At 71.2% G+C, this 23,933-nt stretch carries 20 protein-coding genes; 12 read left to right on the top strand and 8 right to left on the bottom strand.

Going from position 1 to position 23,933, the window contains the following annotated elements; all coding sequences use genetic code 11:
- The first annotated feature begins 69 nt into the window (after positions 1-69).
- The 9 genes from MWM08_RS01875 to MWM08_RS01835 all read left to right on the top strand — a co-directional run bounded on the left by MWM08_RS01875 (position 70) and on the right by MWM08_RS01835 (position 8,298).
- Positions 70-897, top strand: coding sequence for an IclR family transcriptional regulator (locus MWM08_RS01875; RefSeq protein ID WP_244457777.1), 828 nt, complete (start codon positions 70-72; stop codon positions 895-897).
- Positions 894-1,997 carry a four-carbon acid sugar kinase family protein gene (locus tag MWM08_RS01870; protein WP_244457776.1) on the top strand — a complete coding sequence of 368 codons (1,104 nt, stop codon included), beginning with the start codon at positions 894-896 and terminating at the stop codon, positions 1,995-1,997. Before MWM08_RS01875 ends, MWM08_RS01870 begins: the two co-directional genes overlap by 4 nt.
- Positions 1,994-3,022 (top strand): 4-hydroxythreonine-4-phosphate dehydrogenase PdxA, encoded by a 1,029-nt coding sequence (gene pdxA, locus MWM08_RS01865; RefSeq protein ID WP_244457775.1) that lies wholly within the window; start codon positions 1,994-1,996, stop codon positions 3,020-3,022. Before MWM08_RS01870 ends, pdxA begins: the two co-directional genes overlap by 4 nt.
- Positions 3,019-4,140, top strand: coding sequence for an iron-containing alcohol dehydrogenase (locus MWM08_RS01860; protein ID WP_244457774.1), 1,122 nt, complete (start codon positions 3,019-3,021; stop codon positions 4,138-4,140). Before pdxA ends, MWM08_RS01860 begins: the two co-directional genes overlap by 4 nt.
- A gap of 10 nt (positions 4,141-4,150) precedes the next feature.
- Complete coding sequence (locus MWM08_RS01855; protein ID WP_244457773.1) at positions 4,151-5,332, top strand: sialidase family protein; 1,182 nt, start codon at positions 4,151-4,153, stop codon at positions 5,330-5,332.
- Positions 5,329-6,219, top strand: a complete 891-nt coding sequence (locus tag MWM08_RS01850) for a dihydrodipicolinate synthase family protein (RefSeq protein WP_244457772.1) — start codon at positions 5,329-5,331, stop codon at positions 6,217-6,219. Before MWM08_RS01855 ends, MWM08_RS01850 begins: the two co-directional genes overlap by 4 nt.
- Positions 6,220-6,273: 54 nt before the next feature.
- Entirely contained in the window at positions 6,274-7,251 is a 978-nt protein-coding gene (locus MWM08_RS01845) for a Bug family tripartite tricarboxylate transporter substrate binding protein (protein WP_244457771.1), read from the top strand.
- Positions 7,252-7,262: 11 nt separating this feature from the next.
- Positions 7,263-7,400, top strand: coding sequence for a hypothetical protein (locus tag MWM08_RS01840; RefSeq protein ID WP_244457770.1), 138 nt, complete (start codon positions 7,263-7,265; stop codon positions 7,398-7,400).
- Positions 7,401-7,470: 70 nt separating this feature from the next.
- The gene (locus MWM08_RS01835; RefSeq protein ID WP_244457769.1) at positions 7,471-8,298 is read left to right on the top strand and encodes an SDR family NAD(P)-dependent oxidoreductase; all 828 of its coding nucleotides are present in this window, start codon (positions 7,471-7,473) and stop codon (positions 8,296-8,298) included.
- 334 nt (positions 8,299-8,632) lie between these two features.
- On the opposite strand, the gene MWM08_RS01830 is transcribed toward MWM08_RS01835, so the two are convergent.
- The 6 genes from MWM08_RS01830 to kdpF form a co-directional block, all read right to left on the bottom strand.
- Entirely contained in the window at positions 8,633-9,319 is a 687-nt protein-coding gene (locus MWM08_RS01830) for a response regulator (RefSeq protein ID WP_244457768.1), read from the bottom strand.
- A complete protein-coding gene (locus tag MWM08_RS01825) occupies positions 9,316-12,003 on the bottom strand; it encodes a sensor histidine kinase (RefSeq protein ID WP_244457767.1) in 2,688 nt (895 codons plus the stop codon). Before MWM08_RS01825 ends, MWM08_RS01830 begins: the two co-directional genes overlap by 4 nt.
- 499 nt (positions 12,004-12,502) lie before the next feature.
- Entirely contained in the window at positions 12,503-13,042 is a 540-nt protein-coding gene (kdpC, locus tag MWM08_RS01820; protein WP_244457766.1) for a potassium-transporting ATPase subunit KdpC, read from the bottom strand.
- Between the two features lie 3 nt (positions 13,043-13,045).
- On the bottom strand, positions 13,046-15,070 hold the full coding sequence (gene kdpB, locus MWM08_RS01815) for a potassium-transporting ATPase subunit KdpB (protein ID WP_244457765.1): 2,025 nt from the start codon (positions 15,068-15,070) through the stop codon (positions 13,046-13,048).
- A gap of 12 nt (positions 15,071-15,082) precedes the next feature.
- Positions 15,083-16,780, bottom strand: coding sequence for a potassium-transporting ATPase subunit KdpA (gene kdpA / locus MWM08_RS01810; RefSeq protein WP_244457764.1), 1,698 nt, complete (start codon positions 16,778-16,780; stop codon positions 15,083-15,085).
- Between the two features lies 1 nt (position 16,781).
- Positions 16,782-16,871, bottom strand: coding sequence for a K(+)-transporting ATPase subunit F (gene kdpF, locus MWM08_RS01805; protein WP_244457763.1), 90 nt, complete (start codon positions 16,869-16,871; stop codon positions 16,782-16,784).
- Between the two features lie 790 nt (positions 16,872-17,661).
- On the opposite strand from kdpF, the gene MWM08_RS01800 reads away from it, so the two are divergent.
- A complete protein-coding gene (locus MWM08_RS01800; RefSeq protein ID WP_244457762.1) occupies positions 17,662-19,134 on the top strand; it encodes an FAD-dependent oxidoreductase in 1,473 nt (490 codons plus the stop codon).
- 136 nt (positions 19,135-19,270) lie between these two features.
- Positions 19,271-19,888, top strand: coding sequence for a MarC family protein (locus tag MWM08_RS01795; RefSeq protein ID WP_244457761.1), 618 nt, complete (start codon positions 19,271-19,273; stop codon positions 19,886-19,888).
- Between the two features lie 21 nt (positions 19,889-19,909).
- Here MWM08_RS01795 and MWM08_RS01790 read toward each other — a convergent pair whose 3' ends face one another.
- Positions 19,910-20,542, bottom strand: a complete 633-nt coding sequence (locus MWM08_RS01790; protein WP_244457760.1) for a helix-turn-helix transcriptional regulator — start codon at positions 20,540-20,542, stop codon at positions 19,910-19,912.
- A 239-nt stretch (positions 20,543-20,781) separates the two neighbouring features.
- On the opposite strand from MWM08_RS01790, the gene MWM08_RS01785 reads away from it, so the two are divergent.
- Positions 20,782-22,401: a tetratricopeptide repeat protein gene (locus tag MWM08_RS01785; RefSeq protein WP_244457759.1), complete on the top strand. Its 1,620-nt coding sequence runs from the start codon at positions 20,782-20,784 to the stop codon at positions 22,399-22,401.
- 19 nt (positions 22,402-22,420) lie between these two features.
- Here MWM08_RS01785 and MWM08_RS01780 read toward each other — a convergent pair whose 3' ends face one another.
- The gene (locus MWM08_RS01780; protein WP_244457758.1) at positions 22,421-23,932 is read right to left on the bottom strand and encodes an AMP-binding protein; all 1,512 of its coding nucleotides are present in this window, start codon (positions 23,930-23,932) and stop codon (positions 22,421-22,423) included.
- Position 23,933 lies beyond the last annotated feature (1 nt).

The following is a 23,933-nucleotide window of genomic DNA, read 5'->3' as shown; positions in this document are numbered from 1 at the left end:
GCGGATAGCAATTCACCACTAATCGAACAAGTGTTCGCATTCCGAACATTGACGGGAGGGCAAGCGGCGGTGGACGGCACGCAAGGCCGCGTCGAGAACCCGAAGAACCTGGTCCAGTCCGTCGCCAAGGCCTTCGCCGTGCTGAAGGCCTTCGGCCCCGACCGGCCGGAGCTGACCCTGGCCGAGGTCGCCGCGATCACCGGGCATGACCGCGGCACCGCCTTCCGCCTCGTCCACACGCTGCTCGGCCTCGGCTACCTGCGCCCCGTGCCGGAGGGCCGCCGCTTCCGCCTCACGCTGAAATGCCTGGAGCTCGGCTATTCCGCGCTATCCGCCGGCGACCTCCCCACCCATGCCCGCCCCCTGCTGCGCGAACTTGTGCCGGACGTGGCCGATGCCGGCTCCCTCGGCGTGCTGGAGAAGGGCGAAGTGATCTACCTGGCGCGCGTCGAGGCAGGGCTCGAACGCCACGGCGTGGTGCGCCGCCCGGGCACGCGCATCGGCGCCTATGCCACCGCGCTCGGTCAGGCGATCATGGCCTGGCTGCCCCGCGAGGAGCAGGTCGCGCAGCTCGGCAGCGTGCCTCGGGTCAAGCTCTCGGACCGCACGGTGACGGACCTCGATGCGCTGCTCGTGCGGCTCGATGAGGTGCGGGCGCGGGGCTATGCGGTCTCGGATGGGGAGAACGCCTATGGGCTGCGCACCGTCGCGGCGCCGGTGCTCGACGCACAGGGCGCGCCGGTCGCGGGGGTGAGCCTGACCATCGGCGGCGACCGGCTGCCGCTGCCCGACTTCATCGCGCTGACCGCGCCACGCGCCTGCGCGCTGGCGGCGGAACTCGGCACTGCGCTGCGCCTATCGCTCGGCACCATCGGGGCGGGTAGGCGCGGCCCATGACGCGCCCGGTGCTGCGCCTGATCGCAGACGACCTCACGGGCGCCTTGGATTCGGCGGCCGAGCTGACCGGGCTGTGCGGCGCGGTGCCGGTGCGCTGGCACGACGTTGCGCCAACGGGCAGCGTCGCGATCGATGCCGGCACGCGCGAGGCGTCACGCGATGCCGCGGTGGCGAGGCTGCGCACGGTCGCGCCCGCACTGCGCGGCGGCGACATCGCCTTCAAGAAGATCGACAGCCTGCTGCGCGGGCATGTCGCGGCGGAGCTCGCGGCCTGTATGGCGGCGGCGCCGTGGCGGCATGTCGTGCTGGCACCCGCGTTTCCGGCGCAGGGGCGCATCATGCGCGGCGGGCGGGTGCTGGCGCGGCAGTCGGATGCGTCCTTTGCCCCGGTGGCGCCGGACCTTGCGACGCTGCTCACCGTGGAAGGCCTGCAGGTGCTGCGCGGCGATCCCTTCGCTCCGCTGCCGCCGGGCCTGGCGGTCTTCGATGCGGACCAGGATGCCGACCTCGCGCGCATCGTCGACCTTGGCCGCCGGGCGGACGGCCCGGTGCTGTGGTGCGGCAGCGGCGGCCTGGCGCGCGCGCTGGCCGGCACCTCGGCCGCGTCGGTGGACACGGCGCTGCGTGGCCCGGTGCTCGGGTTGTTCGGATCGGACCAGGTGGCGACTGCACGGCAGCTTGCTGCGTGCGGCGCGAGCAGCATCGCGATCGGGGCCGGTGACGACACGGCCGCGGTGGCATGCAGGCTGGACACGATCGGCGCCGCGATGGTGCGCGTCCTGCTGCCCGACGGCCTCGACCGCGCCGAGGCGGCGCGACGCATCGCCGCGACCCTGGCTGGTCTGACGCGGCGCCTGCCGCGGCCTGGCACGCTGGTTGCCGCCGGCGGGGAGACGTTGCGCGCGATCTGCGATGCGCTCGGCGCCGGCGGGCTCGACGCCGTGGGCATCGTGCAGCCTGGCGTGCCACGCTCCGTGATGCGCGGCGGCGCCTGGGACGGCGTGCCCGTCGTCTCGAAGTCCGGCGCCTTCGGCGGCGACGCGCTGTGGCGTGACCTGCTCACCGACTCCCTTCCGACCTTCCGGAGCATTCCTGCATGACGCCCCGCCACCTCGCGATCACCATGGGCGATCCCGCCGGCATCGGGCCCGAGATCATCGTGAAGGCCTGCCGCGCGTTGCACGATCGAATCGCGGAGGGCTCGCTGCGGTTGCTGGTGATCGGCAGTGGCACCGCGCTGGATCGTGCGCGGGCCGCGCTGACGCCGGAGCTCGCGCTGCCCGAGGTCGCGGCGGACGCCGACTGGCCGGGGCTGGCCTTCCTGCAGGCTGGGCCGGAAGGCGCGCCGATCGAACCCGGCGTGCTCTCGGCCGATGCGGGGCGTTTCGCCTACCTCGCGGTCGAACACGGCGTGCGCCTCGCGCAGGCGGGCCGTGTCGGCGCGATCGTGACGGCACCGCTGAACAAGGAAGCGCTAAACAAGGCCGGCTACCACTATGCCGGCCATACCGAGATGCTGGCCGAACTGACCGGTGTGAAGGGCAGCGTCATGCTGCTCGCGCACGGCAACATGCGGGTCAGCCACGTCACAACCCATTGCGCACTGGAGGAGGTGCCGAAGCGCGTCACGCCGCAGCGTATCCGGCTGGTGCTGGACCTGACTCAGCAGGCGCTGCGCAGCCTGGGCATCGCGCACCCGCACATCGCCGTGGCGGCACTGAACCCTCATGCCGGCGAGGGCGGGTTGTTCGGACGGCAGGATATCGACGTCGTCGCACCGACCATCGCGCAGGCGGTCGCGGACGGGATGCGCGTGACCGGTCCGGTGCCGGGCGACACGGTCTTCGTGAAGCTGCGCGCCGGGCAGTTCGACGCGGTGGTCGCGATGTACCATGACCAGGGGCACATCCCGGTGAAGCTGCTGGGCTTCCATGTCGATCCTGCGACTGGCACATGGGATGCGCTGTCGGGGGTGAACATCACGCTCGGCCTGCCGGTGATCCGCACCTCGGTCGACCACGGCACCGCCTTTGACATCGCCGGCCGCGGCATCGCCAGCGAGCGCAGTCTGATCGAGGCGATCGAATACGCCGAAATGCTGGCGTCGCACGGTACCCACGCATGACCGACCTGCTGCGACCCATCGACCTCGATCGCCCGGCGCGCATCGCCTTCGGGCCCGGGCAGGTGGACGCGATCGGCCCCTGGGCCCGCGAGCGCGGCATCACACGTAGCCTCGTCGTCGCCGGCGGCTTCAACGCGGCGCGCGTGGATCTGCTTGGCCTGCCGGGCGAGGTGAGCGTATTCGGCACGGTGAAGCCGGAGCCCGACATCGCGAACCTCGATGCCGCGCTGGCGCTGGCGGATTGCGTGCAGCCGCAGCTGGTGGTGGGCTTCGGCGGCGGCAGCGCGATGGATCTCGCGAAGCTGGTCGCCGTGCTGCCCGGCAGCGGGCAGACGCTGCACGAGGTAGTGGGGCCGGAAAAGGTGGCGGGCCGCCGCGTCGCACTTGCGCAGGTCTCGACCACGTCCGGCACGGGCAGCGAGGCGGGATCGCGCGCGCTGGTGACCGACCCCGCGACGCAGAACAAGCTCGCGGTGCAGTCGCGCCACATGATCGCCGACCTCGCCGTGGTCGCCCCCGACCTGACGCTGAGCGTGCCCGCAGCGGTGACGGCGGCGACCGGCGTCGACGCGCTGGCGCATTGCGCGGAAGCGTTCACCAGCCGCCGCGCGCACCCGACGATCGATCTCTATGCGCTGGAGGGCATCCGCCTGGTCGGGCGTTTCCTGGCGCGCGCGGTTGCGGATGGAGCGGATCGCGAGGCGCGGGCCGGGCTTGCACTCGCCTCGCTGTATGGCGGCTTTTGCCTGGGCCCGGTGAACACCACGGCGGGGCATGCCGTGGCCTATCCGCTGGGCACGCGGCACCATGTCGCGCATGGCCTCGCCTGCGCCGTGATCTTTCCCCACACGCTGGCCTTCAACGCATCCGCGGTACCGGAGAAAACGGCGCTGGTGCTGCACGCGCTCGGCCTCGGCGGCGCGTCCGACGTGCTGGCGGCGAGCCATGGCTGGTGCGCGTCGCTCGGCATCGAGATGCGGCTCTCGCGTCTCGATGTGCCGGAGGACGACCTGCCCGTGATGGCGAGCGAGGCGCATGCCATCCGCCGCCTGCTCGACAACAACCCACGCGAGATGCGCCGCGAGGACATTCTCGCGATGTATCGCTCCGCCTTCTGAGGAATCACCCATGCCCGACGCCGGCGTGATCGACCGTCCCGAGACCTTGGCCCCCGCGCCTGGCGATCCGGCGCGCATCGAGGCCTTCATCCCGACCCCCTGCGTACAGAACCACGCGGCCTTCCTGCTGCCGCTGCCGGGCGGCGACATGGGGTGCGTGTGGTTCGGTGGGACGCAGGAAGGGGTGCCGGACATCTCCATACATTTCTCGCGCCTGGCCGCGGGCGCGGATCGCTGGTCACCGGCCGAAAGGCTGTCGGACGACCCGATGCGATCGGAGCAAAACCCGCTGCTGTTCCGTGCGCCGGACGGCAAGATCTGGCTGCTCTGGACCGCACAGGTCTCGGGCAACCAGGATACCGCCATCATCCGCCGCCGCATCTCGAACGATGGTGGGCGCAGTTGGGGCCCGATCGAGACGCTGTTCGGCGAACAGCCCGGCTTCGGCACCTTCATCCGCAGTCCGATCGTGGTGCTGGACAACGGCGACTGGCTGCTGCCGATCTGGCGCTGCACCAAGCCACCGGCTGGCGCCTGGACGGGGGACCTCGACACCAGTTCGGTGATGATCTCCACCGATGCCGGCACGACCTGGATAGAACACGCCGTGCCCGCCAGCACCGGCTGCGTGCACATGAGCATCGTCGACCTGCGCGACGGCACGCTGGCCGCGTTCTATCGCAGCCGCTGGGCAGATTTTGTCTACGTCAGCCGGTCACCGGATGGCGGACGGAGCTGGTCGGCGCCGGTGCGAACGGAACTGCCAAACAACAATTCCTCGGTGATGGCGACGCGGCTCACCGATGGGCGCCTTGCGATGGTCTACAACCATTCGAGCGCGGCGGATGCGACCGGGCGGCGGCTGTCGCTGTATGACGACATCGGCGGCGAGGACCTGGCGCCCGCCGCGCCGCCGACCGGCCGCAGCGCCTTCTGGGGCGCGCCGCGGGCACCGATGACGCTGGCGATTTCGGCCGACCAGGGCCGCACCTGGCCGGTGCGGCGCGCCCTCGAGATTGGCGACGGCTACTGCATGACCAACAATTCGAAGGACCGGCTGAACCGGGAGTTTTCGTACCCATCGCTTTGCCAGACGCCCGACGGCGCGTTGCACATCGCCTACACCTACTGGCGCCAGGCCATCAAATACGTGCGCGTCGCACCCGACTGGGCGGCGGGCGAGACCGCATGACCGCGCTGCACCCGCGCGGCGTGTTTTGCGCCGCACTGACCCCGGTGACCGCGCAGGGCACGCCCGACGCCGCGCTGTTCGTCACGCATTGCCGCCGCCTGCTGGCCGAGGGCTGCGATGGCGTAGCGATGCTCGGCACGACGGGCGAGGCGAATTCCTTCTCCTCCGACGAACGCCGCGCACTTCTGGACGCTGTGATCGCTTCCGGCATTGCGCCTGACCGGCTGCTGCCCGGCACCGGGGTGGCCGCGCTGGCCGAGACGGTGGCGCTGACGCGCCATGCGCTGTCGCTGGGTGTGACGACCGTCGTAATGTTGCCGCCCTTCTACTACAAAGGCGTCACCGAGGACGGGCTGTTCGCCGCCTATACCGAGGTGGTGCAGCGCATCGGCGATCCGCGCCTGCGGATCGTGCTCTACCACATCCCGCAGATGTCGGCGGTACCGATCCCCTTCCCGGTGATCGAGCGCCTGCGCACCACGCATCCAGGCGTGTTCACGGGCATCAAGGACTCCGCTGGCGACCTCACGCACATGGAAGCGCTGGTGGCGGCCTTTCCGGGCCTGGCGGTGCTGGCCGGCGCCGATCCGCTGATGCTGCCGCTGCTGCGCAAGGGCGGCGCGGGCTGCATCACCGCGACATCGAACCTGGTCGCGGCCGACCTCGCCTTTGTCTTCCGCCACTTCGCCGATCCCGCGCGCGCGGCCGAGGTGGACGCCGCGCAGGCGCGCATCGTCGCCATGCGCAACCGCGCGTCGCGCTTCGCGCAGATGGCATCCTTGAAGGCGCTGCTCGCGCAGCGCACCGGAGAGGATGGCTGGCATCGCCTTCGCCCGCCCCTGCTGCCGCTCAGCGAGGCGGAGCGCAGAGCGCTGCTGGACGGCTGACCGCATCAACACGGCCGCGCGCAACGTCGCGCGACCCTTCGGAGGAAGCACACCATGAACCGACGTCATCTTCTCGCCACGGCCGCCAGCGGCGTCGCAGCGCTGGCCGCGCCCGCCGTCCAGGCCCAGGATGTATGGCCGCGCGGTCGGCCGATCCGCGTCATCTGCCCCTGGCCACCCGGCGCGGCGAACGACGCGCTCGCACGACTGACGGCGCAGCGCCTGCAGGAAAAGCTGGGCGCCACCGCGGTGGTCGAGAATCGCACCGGCGGCGCCGGCCTGATCGGCACCAATGCGGTGCTGCAGGCGGCACCCGACGGCTTCACGCTGCTCGCCTCCGCCTTCAACACCGCCGTCATGCCGCTGGTGTTGCGCGGCGCGACCTTCGACCCGCAGCGCGACCTGGAGGTGATGGCCCGCACCGCGGCGGCGCCGCTCGTCATGGTGATGAGTGGCCAGCGCCCGCAGCGCACGCTGGCCGAGGTGATCGAGGCGGCGAAGGCGCGGCCGCGCGATTGGAACTTCGCACTCTCCTCCCTCGGCTCGGCGGGGCATCTTGCGACGATCGAGTTCCTGCGCCGCAGCGGCGTGCAGATCGACATGGTGACGTATCGCGGAACGCAGCCCGCGCTGACCGACCTGATGGGCGGCAATGCGCAGTTGCTGATCGACCCGAGCTTCGCCCTGCTGCCGGCAACGGGCGATGGCCGGGTCCGCGCGCTCGGCATCGCGACGGCCGCGCGTTCGGGCCTGGCGCCGAGCGTGCCAACCATGGCGGAAGCGGGCCTGCCCGGCTTCGAGTTCCAGTCCTGGTACGGCGTCTGGGCACCAAAGGGCACGTCGGCCGACATCAACGAGCGGGTCAATGCACTGATGCAGGAGACGATGCGCGAACCCGGCATCGTCGATCGGCTCAAGAGCCAGATCCTGGAACCCGTGACGGAGAGCATCGAGCAGACGCGAAGCTTCATCGCCGCCGAGATCAATCGCGCCACCGAATTGCTGCGCAGCGTCAACTACCAGCCGGAGTAGGGAAGGTAGCCATGGTCACCAGACGAGCGCTGGCGATCGGCGCGGCCGCGATGGCGCTCGGCGCGCCAGGCGTGGGGCGCGCGCAGACGGCCTGGCCGCTCGGCCGGCCCGGTCGCGCCTGCCCTGCGCGCATCGTGATGCCGTCATGATGTTGACCGAAAACCTGCCCTGGCTCGGCAGCGCGGACATGGCCACCGTGATGGGTACATCGCGCTGCCCATGGCTGAACTGGCGGGCATGATGGCCGATGCCGGGGCGCATCGGCGCAGTGTTTGCGTCACCGGTGGCGCACGCGGCCTGGGTGCCGCCATCGTCCGCGGCTTCGCGTGCCAGGGTGCCCATGTGCATGTCTGCGACATCCTGCGGCTGGAGGGCGAGAATCTCGTCGGAGCACTGCAGGCGGAGGGCCTTCGCGCATCCTTCCACCTGCTCGACGTCGCGCAGGAGAGCGACTGGCAGGCACTGGCCAGCGTCCTCGAGCGCGGGCCGGGGCGGCTCGATGTGCTGGTCAATAATGCGGGGTTGATCATCCGAAAGTCACTCGCCGCGACGACGCGCGCTGAATGGGACCGCGCCATGGCCGTGAACGTGACCGGGGCGTTCCTCGGCATGAAGCACTGCCGCGCGCTACTCGCACGCTCGCCGCCCTCGGCGGTCGTCAACATTTCCTCGACCGCCGGTCTGATCGCGCATGCCGACCCGTCCTACACGACCAGCAAATGGGCGCTGCGCGGCCTGACGAAATCCGCGGCGCTGGAGTTTGCGGCCGAGGGTATCCGGGTCAACTCCATCCATCTCGCGACGATCGCCACACCACTGACGGATGCCGCGCCGGACGGCCATCTCGAAGCCAATCGGCATGCGATCCCGATCGGCCGCGAGGCGAGCGCGGAGGAGATCGCCGCCATCGTGCTGTTCCTGGCCTCCGAGGCGGCGTCGTTCATGACGGGTAGCGAGGTCACGGCGGATGGCGGGCTCACGACCGGCGGCGTGGCCCACATGCGGTCGCACTACCAGAAGATGTTTGCCGAGAGCGGGAAGGCCTGACACCGTCCACCATCCCCGCAGGTGCGGTGCACGCGTCATCTCCGACAAGCCCGGCGCGCCACCGCATGGCCGTGGCGGAGGCGAGCACGTCGCCCGCGATCTCCTCCCGCACCGTCGGAGGCCCGCACGCAAAGGCGGCTGTCCAGTACGAATGCCTACGCAGGCGCCGTCTGCACCGCGAAGTCGACGCCACGGTTGGCGTCCAGCAACTCCCGACCGCCCGCAGCACCGGCGTGCCGAAGGCGTCGACGACCCGATCGGCGCCCGATCGCCCGTGACGGCGCGAAGGCTCCTACCTGAATGCGCAGCCGCCGGGGTTCGTCAGCGCTGTCGTTCACCCGGCATCCAATAGCCGGTATCCAACCCCCGGTTCCGTCCGCAGCAGCCGCGCTGCATCGCCGAGCTTGGCCCGCAGCTGCCCGACATAGACCCGCAGATACTGGCTGTCCTGCACATGCGCCGGCCCCCAGACCTCGGTCAGCAGCCGCCGTTGCGTGACCACTTTTCCCAGGTCACGAGCAAGCGCCGCCAGCAGGTCCCATTCGCGCGGGGTGAGCGAGAGCTCGACCCCGGACACCCGCGCCAGCCGCCGTTCCAGATCAATGGCGAGCGCGCCGGTGATCACGACGGGCGAAGGCGCTTCGGTCAGCACCGCACGGCGCGTCGCAGCGCGCAATCGCGCGAGCAGTTCCGCCAGGCCGAACGGCTTTTCCACATAGTCATCGGCACCGGCATCCAACGCTGCGACCTTCTCCGCCTCGCGATCGCGCGCGCTGATGATGATCACGGGCACGCTGCTGAAGGCGCGCAGCCGGGCGAGCACCTCCTTCCCGTCCATGTCCGGCAGACCGAGGTCGAGCAGCACGCAGGCCGGCCCGCGCGATGCCGCGAGGCGCAACCCCTCGCGCGCCGTCTCCGCCCGCAAGGGGGCATAGCCCGCGGCCTCAAGCGCCGGGCCAAGGAAGCGGTGGATCTGCGGCTCGTCATCGATCACCAGGATCGGCAATGGTGCAGCCGTCATGCGGGGAAGCGCAGCGTGACGCGTGTCCCTCGCTCTGCCGCGATCGGGCTCTCCGCCGTGATGCGTCCGCCCATCGCTCCGACCAGACCGCGGCAGATGGACAGGCCGAGCCCGGAGCCGGCGGCGATGCTGTCGGTGCGCGCCGCGCGGAAGAACGGATCGAAGATTCGTGGCAGATCCTCGGCGGGAATACCGGGACCATCATCCTCGACAGCCAGCACGATCTCCGTTCCTTCCCGACGAGCCAGCAGGCGCAGGGCAGTGCCTGGAGCAGAATACTTCATCGCATTGTCCATCAGATTCTCCAGAACGCGATCCAGCAGCGCCGGGTCGAGTCCTGGACGTGGCAGATCCGCCGGCAGGTCGCGCAGCACTGTCCTGCCCGGATGCGCCTGCTGCGCGCGCAGCGCCGCCTCCTCCAGCGCCTGGGCCACATCGACCGGCTCGCGCCGCGGCACGACCTGGCCGCTCTCCAGACGCACGATGTCCAGGATGGCGGACATCCAGCGGGCGAGGCGCGTCGCTTCCTCCTCGATGCTGCTGAGCAGGTCGGCGCGGGTTGCGTCCGACAGCGCCGTGCCGGCGGTGCGCAGCGTCTCGGCCGCGCCGCGGATGACGGTGAGCGGCGTGCGCAGATCATGGCCGAGGCTTGTCAGCAGCGCCGTGCGCAGCGCTTCCGTCTGGCCGCGCGCGCGCGCATTGGCCGCCGTATCAGCCAGGCGCGCGCGTTCCAGCGCCACGGCCGCCTGGTCCAGCAGCGCCTCGATGGCGCGATCCGCCTCGGGGTCGGCGGTCTCCTCGACCGGCCGCAGACCGAGCAGCGCGAGCACGATCGTCTCGCCATCGCGCGGCGCCGTAAGCGGCAGGAAACGCCAGGCGCTGGTCGGCAGCGTCGCGGTGCCTCGTCCGGCGGCGCGGCCGTTGGCCAGCGCCCAGCGCGCAGCGGCCATGGCGCCGTCATCGGGCGTGGCGTCCGCCGGGCTCGCCGCACGCAGCACCGGTTCGGCCTTGAGGATGGTATCCCGGCTGAACTGATCCGGCAGCGTCGTTGCCAGGGCTTCGTCAAGCGGCAGCAGAAGGCAGGCCGGGCCACCGATGATCCGCGCGGCCTCCTCGACCACGGCCATCTGCAATTCCGGCATCGAGGCCTGGGCATTCAGCCGGCGCGACAGTGCGGTGAGCCGCCGCAGCGCCGCCAGCCGCACCGCTGCGGATCGAACATTCCGTCCAAGCCGGCCGGTGGTGCCGGCCAGCAGCGCGGCGACGGCGCCGAACACCGCAGCGCCCAGCACGTCCTGGGCCGACGCGATGGCGAGCGTATAGCGGGGCGGCAGAAACAGAAAGTTCCAGACCAGAAAGGACAGCGCTGCGCCGACCCCGGCATGCACGGGCCCGACGATAGCGGCGATGGCCACGATGGCGGCCAGGTAGACCATCCCGAAGGCGGCATCCGGCACCATCCCATCCAGCGCCAGGCAGACCAGCGTCGCCGCACCGACCAGGAGCGGGACCGCAAGCCACGTCGTCCATCGCGGCAGCGGACGGGACGCCGGCGTGGCACGCGCGGCCGCCTGGCTCGGCACCACATGCAGGGTGAATTCCTGCGCCTGCCGGGCCAGCGCAGCCACGAGCGTCCGCCCGAACACCCGTCGCCACCAGGGTGGCTCGCCCCGGCCGAGGATGATGTGCGTGGCACGCCGGGCGCGCGCATGGGCAAGGATCGCCGCCGGAAGGTCCGTGGCGGTGGTCACCTCGGTCTCCGCGCCCAAGTGCTGGGCGAGCGCGATGCCGGGGCCAGGGTCGGATTCCTGGCCCGGCTGCTCGACATGCAGCGCCAGCAAGGGCGCGTGGAGCGCATCGGCCAGGCGGCGGGCCTGATGCAGCACCGGGTCGCCGCTGGCGCCGCCGGGAATCAGCACCAGCACCCGCTCGCCGACCGGCCAGGGTCCGGCCACCGCGTTGCGACGCATCCAGGAGGTGACGTCGGCATCCACGCGGTCCGCCGTGCGGCGCAGCGCAAGTTCGCGCAAGGCGGCGAGCGCGCCCTCCTTGAAGAAGCCGCGCAGGGCGCGCTCGGCCTGCTCCGGACGGTAGATCTTCCCGGCGCGCATACGCTCCAGCAATTCGGCCGGGGGGATATCGACCAGCTCCACCGCATCGGCACCTTTGAGAACGGCATCCGGCACCGTCTCGGCCACGCGCACGCCGGTGACGCGCGCAACCGCTTCCGCGCTGCTGTCCAGGTGCTGGACATTCATCGTGGTCCAGACTTCGATGCCGGCGTCGCGCAGCTCCTCCACATCCTGCCAGCGCTTGGCGTGGCGGCTGCCGGGCGCGTTGGTATGGGCGAGTTCATCCAGCAGCAGGATGCCGGGCCGCCTTGCCAGCGCCGCGTCCAGGTCGAATTCGTGCAGCACCTGGCCGCGGTACGCGATGGCGCGCAGCGGCAGCCGCGCCAGCGTGCCGATCGCGGCTTCCGTCTCGGCGCGCCCATGCGTCTCGGCCAGGCCGATCAGCACGTCACTGCCGGCCTCATGGAGCCGGCGCGCCTCCGTCAGCATCTCCACGGTCTTGCCGACACCGGGTGCTGCGCCCAGGAAGACCTTGAGCCGGCCGCGCCCTTCCCGGGCCGCGATCTCGGCCAGGGCATCGGGGTCGGGGCGTTCCGGCTCGGCCGTGCTCATCGGCCGGCACGATAAGCCGGCATGGGCCTCACGTCAGCGACGCCCGGCGCGTCCTGCGCAGGCGAGGTCCGAGATCGGCAGGGACAAGCCGAACCACGGCGTGAGCGCCACCAGGACCGGCGCGGCCGGAGCGCGGGGCAATGGCCCCACGTCGGATCATTGCGCGAGACGGCCCCGCGGAGGTCGCGCGTCCCCTCGTCCACGGGCGAAGAAGCGCTGCAAGGGCGAGGGCGGCAGGGGCTGGCGAGGCAGGCCGCACCGCGCGAGGTCGGGTCTGCCCGGGCTGACGCGGCGCAGATCGCGCAGCACGCGGCCCAGGCCCCAGAGCCACAGCGCGGCGAGCGGCGGCAGAAGGGCGCGCAGCAGATCAACGAAACCGAGAGGGTCTTCCATCTGTCCCGGCAAGGCGTTCGCCTGCCTCCTTGTTGACGGCCAGACCATCGCATCGCGGGGGATCAGGCCGCGATGCGGAAGCTGGCGCGGCCCCGTAAGGGCGGCATCAACGCATCGCCTCCAGCGCCAGATTGAGCCGCAGGACATTCACGCGCGGATCTCCCAGAAGGCCGAACTCACGGCCTTCGACGTGCTGGTCCACGAGTGCGGCCACCCGCTGCGGCGGCAGGCTGCGCGCCGCCGCCACGCGCGCGACCTGCGCCCGCGCATTCTCCGGGCTGATATGCGGATCGAGGCCGGAGCCGCTGGCGGTCGCGGCATCGGCGGGCACATCCCGCGCGCCGGCGATACGCTCGGTGACGGTCGCGAGCAGCGCCGCGCTGGTCGGCCCCAACTGCGATGCAGCCGAGGAGGCGGCGTCATAAGGTGCGGCGGAGGTCGCGGAAGGCCGGCCCTGGAACCAGCGTGGTTCCTCGAAGTGCTGACCGATGAGGGCGGAGCCGATCACCTGGCCCTCGCGCCGGACCAGGCTGCCGCCGGCGCGCTCGGGCAGGGCAAGTCCGGCGATGGCGGTGACGCCGAGCGGCACGACGACGCCCAGCAACAGCGTGAAGCCGAGCAGGAGAGAGACAAGCGGGCGCAGCATGGTTCAGGCTACTCCGATCAGGGTGAGGAAGACGTCGATGATCTTGATGCCGATGAAGGGTGCGACCAGGCCTCCCAGCCCGTAGATCAACAGGTTGCGGCGCAGCAGCGCGGCCGCGCCCACCGGCGTGTAGGCAACGCCACGCAGTGCCAGAGGCACCAGCGCCACGATGATCAGCGCGTTGAAGATCACCGCCGAGAGGATGGCGCTCTGCGGGCTGGTCAGCCCCATGACGTTCAGCGCGGCGAGGCCCGGATACTGCACGACGAAGATCGCCGGCAGGATGGCGAAATACTTCGCCACATCGTTGGCGATCGAGAATGTGGTCAGCGCGCCGCGGGTGATGAGCAGCTGCTTGCCGATGTCCACCACCTCGATGAGCTTGGTGGGGTCGCTGTCGAGGTCCACCATGTTGCCGGCTTCGCGCGCCGCCTGGGTGCCGGTCTGCATGGCGAGGCCGACATCGGCCTGCGCAAGGGCCGGCGCGTCGTTGGTGCCGTCGCCCGCCATGGCGACGAGGCGTCCTTCGGACTGCTGCGCGCGGATGTAGTCGAGCTTCTGCTGCGGCTTGGCCTCCGCGAGGAAGTCGTCCACGCCGGCCTCGGCGGCGATCGCGGCCGCCGTGAGGCGGTTGTCGCCGGTGACCATCACGGTGCGGATGCCCATGCGGCGCAATTCGGCGAAGCGCTCGCGGATGCCGGGCTTGACGATGTCCTTCAGTTCGATCGCGCCGAGGATCCGGCCATCCCGTGCCACGGCCAGCGGCGTGGCGCCGCTGCGCGCGATGCGGTCGATCCCGGCGGCCAGTTGGGGCGGGATCTCGCTCCGCAGCGTCGCGGCCAGGCTGTCCACCGCGCCCTTGCGATAGGCGCCGCTCGGCAGGTCCATGCCGGAGATGCGCGTCTGCGCCGTGAAGGGCACGGCTTTCGCACCCTCCGGCATAGTGGCGACGATGCCGTGGTGTTCGCGCGCGAAGGCCAGGATGCTGCGGCCCTCCGGCGTCTCGTCCGCGAGGCTGGCCAGCACTGCCGCCTCGGCGATCTCGGCCTCGCTCACGCCGGGTGCGGCGATGAAGGCGGCGGCCTGGCGGTTACCGAAGGTGATGGTGCCGGTCTTGTCCAGCAGCAGGACGTCGACATCGCCCGCCGCCTCCACCGCGCGGCCGGAGGTGGCGAGCACGTTGAAGCGAACCAGCCGGTCCATCCCCGCGATGCCGATCGCCGAGAGCAGCCCGCCGATCGTGGTGGGAATGAGCGTCACGAGCAGCGCGGCGAGCACCACGACCGAGGGCGCGGCGCCGCTGTAGCTCGCGAAGGCCACGAGCGTGACCACGGCGATGAGGAAGATGATCGTCATGCCGGCCAGCAGGATGTCGAGCGCGATCTCGTTCGGCGTCTTCTGGCGCGATGCGCCTTCCACCATCGCGATCATGCGGTCGAGGAAAGTGCCGCCCGCCTCGGCGGTGATGCGCACCATGATGCGGTCACTGACCACCAGCGTGCCGCCCGTGACGGCGCTCCGATCGCCCCCCGCTTCGCGGATCACCGGCGCGCTCTCGCCGGTGACCGCGCTCTCGTTCACGCTGGCGATGCCCCGCACGATCTCGCCATCGGACGGGATGATCTCCCCCGCCTCGACCAGCACATGATCACCTCGGCGGAGTTCGGCGGCGGGGCGCGGTGCGGTGATGGCGGGGTCATCGGGGTTGGGCACCCAACGCGCCATGGTGTCCCCCCGCGCAGCGCGAAGCGAGGCGGCGCGTGCCTTGCCGCGGCCCTCGGCCACCGCCTCGGCGAAGGTCGCGAAGACCACGGTGAGCCACAGCCAGGCGGCGACGCTCAGCTGAAAGCCGAAGGGGCCGCCTTGCACCGCGTCCCGCACCGCGAGCAGCGTGACCAGGATGGCCACGACCTCGGTCACGAAGATCACCGGATTGCGGATGAGGTGCCGCGGGTCGAGCTTCAGCACAGCGTCGAGCGCCGCGCGGCGAAGAATGGCGCCGTCGAACAGCGCGATGGAGGTTTGCATCGGGAACAGCCTTCAGAAGGTCTGGCCGGCGAGCATCGCGACATGCTCCGCGATCGGGCCGAGAGCGAGGGCCGGCAGGTATTGCAGCCCGCCGAGGATCAGGATCACACCGGCCAGCAGGCCGATGAAGAGCGGCCCATGGGTCGGCAGCGTGCCGGGCCCGTCAGGCGCGCGCGGCTTGGCAGCCAAGCTGCCGGCGATGGCCAGTACCGGGATGACGAAGCCAAAGCGCCCGGCCAGCATCGCGAGGCCCAGCGTCGTGTTGAGCCAGGGCGTATCGGCAGTGAGGCCACCGAAGGCCGAGCCGTTGTTCCCCGCCGCCGAGGTATAGGCGTAGAGCATCTCGGATAGCCCATGCGGCCCGGCATCCTGAAGCGAGGCGGTGCCGACCTCGAGCACCAGCGAAAGACCGGCCAGTCCCAGGATAACCGCCGGCAGCACGAGGACGGCGAGCATGGCGAGCTTCACCTCGCGCGCCTGAACCTTCTTGCCAAGGTATTCGGGTGTACGGCCGACCATGAGCCCGGCCACGAAGACCGCCAGCAGCGCGAAGACCAGCATGCCATAGAGCCCGGATCCCACGCCGCCGGGCAGGACCTCGCCCAGCTGGATCAGGAACATCGGTACCAGGCCGCCCAGCGGCGTGAAGCTGTCGATCATGGCATTGACCGCACCGCAGCTCGCCCCCGTGGTGGTGGCGGTAAATAGTGCGGCGAGGGCGATGCCGAAGCGCAAATCCTTGCCTTCCATGTTGCCCTGCGCGGGTGCCAGGCCGGCCGCAATGTGCAGTGGGTTGCCGGCTGCCTCGGCGGCGTAGATCGCCAGCGTCGCGACCAACACGAAGCCGACCATCACGGCGAGCAGCGCGCGCCCCTGCCGCAGATCGCCGACGATGCGGCCGAAGGCCAGGCACAGGCCGAAGGGAATCACCGTCTGCAGGATGATCTGCAGGCTGGTGGCAAGCGCGCTCGGCCCCTCGAAGGGGTGCAGCGAGTTCACCCCGAAGAAGCCGCCGCCATTCGTGCCCAGGTGCTTGATGGCGAGCTGGAAGCCGACGGGCCCGAGTGCGATGGTCTGCTCGCCGCCCGCCAGGGTGGTGGCGGCGGCGCTGGCCTGCAGCGTCTGCGGCACGCCCATGGCGATGAAGGCGAAGGCGGCCAGGATCGAACCCGGCAGCAGCAGCCACAGCGTGACGCGCGTGAGGTCCGCCCAGAAATTACCGAGCTGCGCCACGCGGCCAACGGCGAAGGCGCGCATGACGGCGAAGGCGAGCGCGATGCCTGTGGCGGCGGAGAGGAAGTTCTGCACCGCCAGGCCCGTCATCTGGCTGAGATGCGACATCGCCACCTCGCCGGAATAGGCCTGCCAATTCGTGTTTGTCACGAAGGAGATGGCGGTGTTGAAGGCGAGATAGGGCGGGATGCCGCCAAGGCCCTGCGGGTTCAGCGGCAGCACGCCCTGCAGACGCAGCATGGCGTAGAGCACTGCGAAGCCCGCCGCGTTGAAGGCGAGCATCGCCAGCAGGTAGGCCTGCCAGCCTTGGCCGCGCGACGCATCCACGCCGGCTGCGCGCAGCACGACAGCGTCGAGACCCGCGAGCACACCAAGCCGGCCCTGCGCCAGCCGCGCCAGCCATAGGCCGACCGGTACCGCGAGCAGCAGCGTACAGCCGAGCACGAGCGCGATCTGCGCCCAACCGATGAGAGTCATGTCAGAGGCTTTCGGGCCGCAGGAGTGCCCACAGGAGATAGGCGAACAGGCCGCACGCGACGCCGCCGCCAAGCCAGAGTTCGAGGCTCATGGTCAGACCCGCCCGCAACCACGAACGTAGAAACCAAGCAAGCCAAAGGCGCCCAAGGCGGTGGCCAGCAGGATGAAGTCGAGCATGGAATTCCCCTCGTCAGGGGAAACACGTTGCAGGTTGTCGGCGTTGCGGCGCGATGTGGAACCGACGCCATGGGCGTAAGGGATTCGTAAGGGCGACACTGGACGGAGGCCGACCTGGTCGTTGCATCTCGCTCAGGGCGTACGCCGCCTCGTCACCCGCGCCGCAACGCGGTCGAAAGCCGCCGGAACCTTGTTCTCGTGCAGGGCACGACAGCGCACGGAGGCAACCTGCTCCGGCCTGACACGCGCGTCGGTGAGCAGATGCGTCAGCAGCACGAGGTACCCCAATCGACCCAGATGATGCTGACCACGACGCGCCGAGAGAACATACCTCACACGGCAGGTCCGGTGACCTTCGCGCAGGTCGGCCGCGGAGGTTCATCCGTGCGGCAACCTGGTTCGCCTGTCGCGCGTGTCCACCGCGCAGGCGGGCGCGGTCGCTGGGCCTGCCGAGGCGCCCAGGTGCCGATGGCGCGATCGGCGGTGCCGGCGCTCAACCACCACCCACGTGGCCTGCCGCCAAGGGCGGTCCGGCGGTTCGCCAGAAGATCATCGCGCCGCACGGGCATGTCGAACACGGCGCATCTCAGCAGCACGACCAGCGCGACGATACGCCGGCGTTGACGGCCACCACTTCTGGGCATGCCGCCAGGCCGCCCGACCTGCACGGTGGTCGCCGTCACAGCAGTCCGCCGGAGGAGATCATGACCGACACCGTGCTCATCATTGGATCGGGGCCCGTCGGCCTGACCCTCGCGCTCGAACTGGCGCGGTACGGCGTCGCGGTCCGTATCGTCGACCGCATCGCCACGCGCAGCACCACGTCGCGGGCCGTCGGTATCTGGCCCCGTACGCTGGAGCTGCTCGAACGCCAGGGCCTGTCCGACGACCTTGTGGCCCGTGGCAATAGGGTGACCGCGATGAATATCAGCTCTGCCCGCAAGCCCATCGCGCGGATCGACCTGGCAGCGGTCGCCTCGCGCTATCGCTTCGCGTTGATGCTACCGCAAAGCGATACCGAGGAGATCCTCGAACGGCATCTCGACGCCGCCGGCATCCGCACCGGTCTCGGTGTCGAGCTGACCGGCCTCGACCAGGATGACGCGGGCGTCAGCGCCACGTTGCGCCACGCCGACGGGCGGGAGGAGACCGCTCGCTTCGCCTGGCTGGTCGGCTGCGACGGCGCCCACAGCACGATTCGGCACGCGCTCGGACTTTCCTTCGACGGCGACACGATGGACACCAGCTGGATCCTCGCGGATTTCCGACTGAACGGTGCGCCGTTCCCTCCGCACGAGGGATTCACCGACTGGCATCCCGACGGACCGCTGCTCATCCTGCCGCTGGGGGCGGGTCGCTACCGCATGATCGCGAGCGACGGCCCCGCGGGGAGCGCGCCACGCGCGGCACCGGACGCGGCCGCGGTGCAGGCGGTCCTCGACCACCGCGGGCCGGGCGGGGTAGCCTTGACCGAGCTGATCTGGAGCAGCGCCTTCCGCATCAACGAGCGCCAGGTGCCGCGGTATCGCGACCGCCGCGTCTTCCTCGCGGGCGATGCTGCGCACATCCACAGCCCGGCCGGCGCCCAGGGCATGAACACCGGCATGCAGGATGCGGTAAATCTCGCGTGGAAACTCACGCTTGTCAGTCGCGGCCTGGCCCGGCCCGCCTTGCTCGACAGCTACGACGCCGAACGCCGGCCGGTGGGCGCGGCGGTGATTGCGGCCGCGGGCCGCATGACGAAGGCGACGCTGATCGACAGCGCCACCGGCCGCGCCTTGCGCGACGGCCTGGCGCACCTGCTGCTCGGCTTCGCGCCCGTGCAGCATGCGGTGGTGGATGTTGCGGCCGAGACGTCGGTCGGCTACCCCCACAGCCCGATCAACGGCGCTTCGCGCCACGCGCCACGCGCGGCGGGATCGCGGGTGCCGCCGGTCGAAGGCGAGGCGCCCTATGGCGCGGGCGATACGCCGCGCTTCGTGCTGCGGGCCGACGAGCCGCCACCGCCCGGATTGCTCGAACGCTTCGGTGCGCTGATCGATCCCACGCCCCGCAGCGCCGCGGGCAGCGGCTTCATCGAAGTGGTCCGCCCGGACGGCTACCTTGTCCTCGCGGCGCCGGCGGGGGATTGGACCGCGGTCGCGGCCTGGTTCGACGCATTCGTGCCGGCCGGATGACCGTACGACCCAAGGGGCTTGCGGCGCGATCCGGCGCGGCAGGCCCGGGAGCACCGCTGCACGGCTTTGCCGCACGGCTTGGCCGCCTGCTACGCACGCGGCCCGGAACACGAGAGGGAAGACGGTGATGATGGGCGTGGATGACGCGTTCGCCCTGAAGTTTCTCGGCGCGCTGATCGCCATCATGAATCCGCTCGGCGGCCTGCCCTTGTTCCTGGCGCTGACGGCTGGTCTCGGTGCGCAGGCGCAGCGGGGGATCGCACTGCAGGTTGTCCTGTGCATCGCGGCGATCGGCGCTGTCGCCGCGATGGCCGGCACGCCGATCCTGGCCTTCTTCGGCATCGGCATCCACGATCTGCAGGTCGCCGGCGGGCTCATGGTCCTGAAGATCGCCTTCGACATGCTGGCCGGCACACCGGGCGACGCGCCAGCGTCGCCGGACGGCGCTGCCGGCGGCGTGGCCTTCTATCCCCTGGCCTTCCCGATGCTGATGGGTCCCGGCGCCATCACCACCATGATCATCTTCGCAGGCCGGGCCCAGCATCGCGGGGCGGATTGGGCTGCCTGCGTTGTCGCCTTCGGCGCGGCGCTGCTGTGCGTCGCGGTGGTCCTGCTGCTGGGTGCCAGATTCGGCGCGCTGCTGTCGGATACCGCGCGGGTGATCATGACCCGCGTGATGGGGCTGATCCTGGCCGCGATCGCGGTGCAGATGGTCGTCGATGGGCTGCGCGCCCTGTTGCCGGGACTGGGATGACGGCGCGCCGCCGCCCGAACGTCATACCGCCGCGGCGATACTGGCCGCCACCGTCGCCATCAGGCGTTCGAAGTCGCGCAGGTTCGCCGCATCGGATTTGCGCAGGATCGCCCGGATCTGTCCCCGCACGGTGTCGAGTGATACGCCACGGCTGATCGCCACCTCCTCCGCGCCCGCACCGCCACTGAGGCCGAGCGCCACCTCGGCCTCGGCCCGGCTGAAGCCGAACAGGGCGCTCAGCGTCGCCACGGACGGCACGGCGCGGCGCACGAGGTCCTCGATCTTCACCAGCGCCAGCCCCGGTGAGGCCGGCAGCGGCAACACGAAAGCCACCTGCATCGACTCGCGCGCATCCTCCGCCCCGTTGGACCGAATCCGCAGCGAGCCGCCCGCGCCGCCACGCGCGGCATCGCCGATCAGGCGCCGCAGCAGGGCCGCGTCCTCGCGGTGCAGCGCCGTCAGCACCAGCCCGCCGGTGCCGCCCGGTGCCGCCGGCCGCAGCGCCACGCCCGACCCGGCGCGGCGGATCGCCGCCACACTCATGACGCTGGCCAGGCGCACCGCCGCCTGGCTGTCCACCACCAGGGCGCAGACCGCCAGCGCATCCAGCACGCCCGAGGCCACCGGCGCCGCATCCTCGGTGACGATCGGCATGCGCGCCGCATCTTGCGCCGGCCGATCCCATCGGGCCGGGACGTATCGCGCGGGTCCGCCGCTGAGCATCGCTTCCGTCATTGCCATCGCCTGTCTCCAGATCATCCACGCCGCAGCGTGCCTGGCGCCGGAGGTACCGATGCCCTTCGTGGAAGTCCTGAGAGGCGCCTCAGCAAGTTCCGAACAACTTCCGATCGAGCGCCAGCTCGCCGCTTTCCGCCTCCTGCCGATGCGGCATAATGCGTGAACACCTGTGGGCAATGACGCGCGTCATGCAGACCGAGGCGAGCGATGCGGCGTATCTGTTCGCCAGCTATCGGCTGGACCCGCTGCGCGGCATGTTGTTCGACGCGACGGGCGGGGAAGTGCGGCTGCGCCCCAAGCCGTTCGCGTTGCTGCGCTACATGCTCGACGATCCCGGCCGGCTGTTCGGGCGCGACGAACTGCTTGCCGCGCTGTGGCCGGGCGTGGTGGTGACCGACGATTCGCTCACCCAATGCATCAGCGATCTGCGCCGTGCCTTCGGCGACCGGGCCGCGGAGATCCTGCGGACGGTGCCCCGGCGCGGCTACATCCTTACCGCCACCGTCACGCGCGAGGCCAGTCCGGAAGCCCTGCCCGCGGCCGTTCCTCCGGTGGACCACCCCTCGCCCGCGCTCGGCCTGCAGCGGCGCGACACGCTGATCGTCGTGCCGGCGGCGACGCTGCCGGGCGACGCCGCGGCAGCGCGGCTCCGCCCTGCCTTCGCCGCCGACCTGATCGCCGAGCTTGTCCGCTTCGAGGATCTGCGTGTGGTCGCCGGCCCCGACACGGCTGCGTCCCATGGCTATGCGGTGTTCCTGGACGTGCACGCGGCGGAGGAAGCGGCACGCGCCGTCATGCGGCTGGAGGACATCGCCACCGGCACGACCTTCTGGGCCGACCGCATCACCTGGCCGGTGCACGACCACGCCCCGCCGCTGGCCGCCATCGCGGCGCTGGCCGGCGCGATCGACCTGCAGATCGGCCGCAAGAGCCTGCGCCGCGCCCAACAGAAGGCGCCGGAGCGCCTGACCGCGCGCGAACACATGCTGCTGGGCCGGGACCTGCACCAGCACGGCACCGAGCAGGACACCATCGCCGCGCGCGCGATGTTCCTGCGCGCAACACGGATGGACCCGACCTTTGCCGCGCCCTATGCCTGGGCCGCCTTCACGCTCATGCGCGTCACCACCTTCGATTGGAACGCCGCGCTGCACGGCGGCGGCGCCGAGGCGGCGGTGGAGCTCGCGCGCCAGGCGGCGCGGCTCGACCCGGAATCCCCGCTATGCCAGTCCGCGCTGGCCTTCGCGCTATCATTGACCGGGCACTGGGACGAGGCGGTGGATTTCGCGCGCCTCGCGCTGCAGCTCAGCCGCGTCGCCGACTACGGCACGCGGTCGGCCTGCGGCGAGGTGCTGACCGCGGCAGGCCATCCGGAGGAGACGATCGCTGCGCTGGGCGAGACCCTCGCCCTCGATCCCCATTGCCCACCGCGCACGCGCGCCGTGCTCGGCCGCGCCCTGCTGCTGGCCGGCCAGCCGGAGGAAGCGATGCGTGAATTGCGGCGCTGCGCCGCGCATCTGCCGGACTACGCGCCCTGCGCCCGCACGATGGTCGTGGCCGCGATCGAGACCGGCATGGTCGAGGAGGCGCGCAGCGCCATCCAGCTGGTGCGGCGGCTGCGCCCGCAGTGGCTGCCCGGCGGTGATCCGATCTTCTGGTTCCTGCGCCGGCCTGGCGACATCGCGCGGTTCGAGAAGGCTTTCGCCGTCGCGATGCGCCTCGATGCCGCCGGGGCGTCCGGCGGACTGGCACGTCCGAGCACCATGCGGTCCTGACCCGGCGGCGCCAGGCGCCTCACGCGGCCGCGGCCAGGCGCAGGATCGCGGCGCGGTCGGGCTTGCCCTGTTCGGTCAGCGGCACGCGGCTCACCGGCAACCAGGTCACCGCCCGCGCCAACGCATCGCCATGCGAGTCGGCCACCGCGCGTTCGCACGCCGCGGGATCGAAGCAGCGGCCAGGCCAGGCCACCACGGCGGCGACCCAGCACCGCATGCCCGGATTCGCCACGACGGAGGCGTAGCGGATGCCCGGCAGCCGGCACAGCGTCTCCTCGATCATCGTCGGCAGCACCGTGACGCCATCGACCGCGATGGCATCGCCGGCGCGGCCCAGCACCTGCAGCGCGCCCGCGGCATCGCGGCGCGCCAGATCGGTGCTGCGGAACCATCCATCGCGGAAGGCCTCCGCCTCCTCCTCGGGACGATTGCGGTAGCCGGTGGCCATGGCGGGGGACCGGATCTCCACGATCCCGGGTTCATCCACACCCGCCAGTCCGCCACCGGCGCAGCGCAGCCGCAGCGTCACCCCGGGCAGCACATGACCGGCAGAGGAGAAGCTCTCGGGCCGCGCGGGATCGAGCCCTGTCGGCGGCAGCAGGCTGACCAGCCCCATGTCGCTCGCGCCGTAGGTATGCGCGATGACCGGCCCCAGGCGCTCCCACGCGCGGCGCCGCAGCACCGGCGGCGCCGAGGCACCGACATGCACAAGCTGGCGCAGCGACGACAGGTCGCGCCGCGACAGGTCCGGATGGTCCATCAGCTCGAACAGCTGCGGCTCCACCAGGAACAGGTGCGTGATGCGCTCGCGCTCGATGGTGGCGAGCGTATCGGCGGCGTCGAAGCCGTCGCGCAGCACCACCGACCCACCGCCGAGCAGCGTCGCATCCACCAGCGTCTGCGATAGGTAGGCGAGTGGCCCGTTCACCAGTTGCCGCCGTCCCGGCGGGCTCGGCGCCGCGACCAGCGCGCCGTAACCGGCGAAGCTGCGCCACGATCCATGCGGCACGCCGGTGGTGCCGCCCGAGGAGACGATGATGCCGAGATCCTCCGGGCGTGCCGCGCAAGCGAGCGGTGCATCGGATTCCGTGGCGGCAAGGTGATCGAGCCGCACCGCACCGTCGATGGCGATGCCGACCGTCGCCAGCCGCACGGGGGTGCCGGGCGGGATCAGCGCCGCCGTGTCCCGGAATACCACCAGCAGCGACGGCGCCATCTGCGCGATCAGGCCGGCGCGGCTCTCCTGCGCCGGCGGCGCGGAGAGGAACACGCTGCCCGCACCGAGCAGGCTCGCCGCGTAGCGGATGGCCAGCGCATCCGGGCAGTTCGGTGCCAGCAGCGCCACCAGGCTGCCGCGCCCGATGCCCAGCGCATCGAGGGCACGGGCATGACGGTGGATCGCCGAGCGCAGCGCCGCCGCCGGGATGTCCCGCCCACCGGCACGCAGCACGGGCGCTGCGCCCCGGCCGGCGAGGCGCTCGACGAGCGCCTCGATGTACGTCGTCGTGCCGAGGGCGGCGGCGGCGCTCATC

Origin of the sequence: Roseomonas fluvialis (assembly GCF_022846615.1) — a bacterium.
Lineage (GTDB): Bacteria > Pseudomonadota > Alphaproteobacteria > Acetobacterales > Acetobacteraceae > Neoroseomonas > Neoroseomonas fluvialis.
This window is presented reverse-complemented; position numbering and strand designations above follow the sequence as displayed.

Excerpts from the sequence above, each read along its gene's own strand:
- MWM08_RS01870 (WP_244457776.1), top strand. The coding sequence starts at position 894 with ATGACGCGCCCGGTGCTGCGCCTGATCGCAGACGACCTCACGGGCGCC.
- pdxA (WP_244457775.1), top strand. The coding sequence starts at position 1,994 with ATGACGCCCCGCCACCTCGCGATCACCATGGGCGATCCCGCCGGCATC.
- MWM08_RS01860 (WP_244457774.1), top strand. The coding sequence starts at position 3,019 with ATGACCGACCTGCTGCGACCCATCGACCTCGATCGCCCGGCGCGCATC.
- MWM08_RS01855 (WP_244457773.1), top strand. The coding sequence starts at position 4,151 with ATGCCCGACGCCGGCGTGATCGACCGTCCCGAGACCTTGGCCCCCGCG.
- MWM08_RS01850 (WP_244457772.1), top strand. The coding sequence starts at position 5,329 with ATGACCGCGCTGCACCCGCGCGGCGTGTTTTGCGCCGCACTGACCCCG.
- MWM08_RS01845 (WP_244457771.1), top strand. The coding sequence starts at position 6,274 with ATGAACCGACGTCATCTTCTCGCCACGGCCGCCAGCGGCGTCGCAGCG.
- MWM08_RS01840 (WP_244457770.1), top strand. The coding sequence starts at position 7,263 with ATGGTCACCAGACGAGCGCTGGCGATCGGCGCGGCCGCGATGGCGCTC.
- MWM08_RS01835 (WP_244457769.1), top strand. The coding sequence starts at position 7,471 with ATGGCTGAACTGGCGGGCATGATGGCCGATGCCGGGGCGCATCGGCGC.
- MWM08_RS01830 (WP_244457768.1), bottom strand. The coding sequence starts at position 9,319 with ATGACGGCTGCACCATTGCCGATCCTGGTGATCGATGACGAGCCGCAG.
- MWM08_RS01825 (WP_244457767.1), bottom strand. The coding sequence starts at position 12,003 with ATGAGCACGGCCGAGCCGGAACGCCCCGACCCCGATGCCCTGGCCGAG.
- kdpC (WP_244457766.1), bottom strand. The coding sequence starts at position 13,042 with ATGCTGCGCCCGCTTGTCTCTCTCCTGCTCGGCTTCACGCTGTTGCTG.
- kdpB (WP_244457765.1), bottom strand. The coding sequence starts at position 15,070 with ATGCAAACCTCCATCGCGCTGTTCGACGGCGCCATTCTTCGCCGCGCG.
- kdpA (WP_244457764.1), bottom strand. The coding sequence starts at position 16,780 with ATGACTCTCATCGGTTGGGCGCAGATCGCGCTCGTGCTCGGCTGTACG.
- kdpF (WP_244457763.1), bottom strand. The coding sequence starts at position 16,871 with ATGAGCCTCGAACTCTGGCTTGGCGGCGGCGTCGCGTGCGGCCTGTTC.
- MWM08_RS01800 (WP_244457762.1), top strand. The coding sequence starts at position 17,662 with ATGACCGACACCGTGCTCATCATTGGATCGGGGCCCGTCGGCCTGACC.
- MWM08_RS01790 (WP_244457760.1), bottom strand. The coding sequence starts at position 20,542 with ATGCCGATCGTCACCGAGGATGCGGCGCCGGTGGCCTCGGGCGTGCTG.
- MWM08_RS01785 (WP_244457759.1), top strand. The coding sequence starts at position 20,782 with ATGCGTGAACACCTGTGGGCAATGACGCGCGTCATGCAGACCGAGGCG.
- MWM08_RS01780 (WP_244457758.1), bottom strand. The coding sequence starts at position 23,932 with ATGAGCGCCGCCGCCGCCCTCGGCACGACGACGTACATCGAGGCGCTC.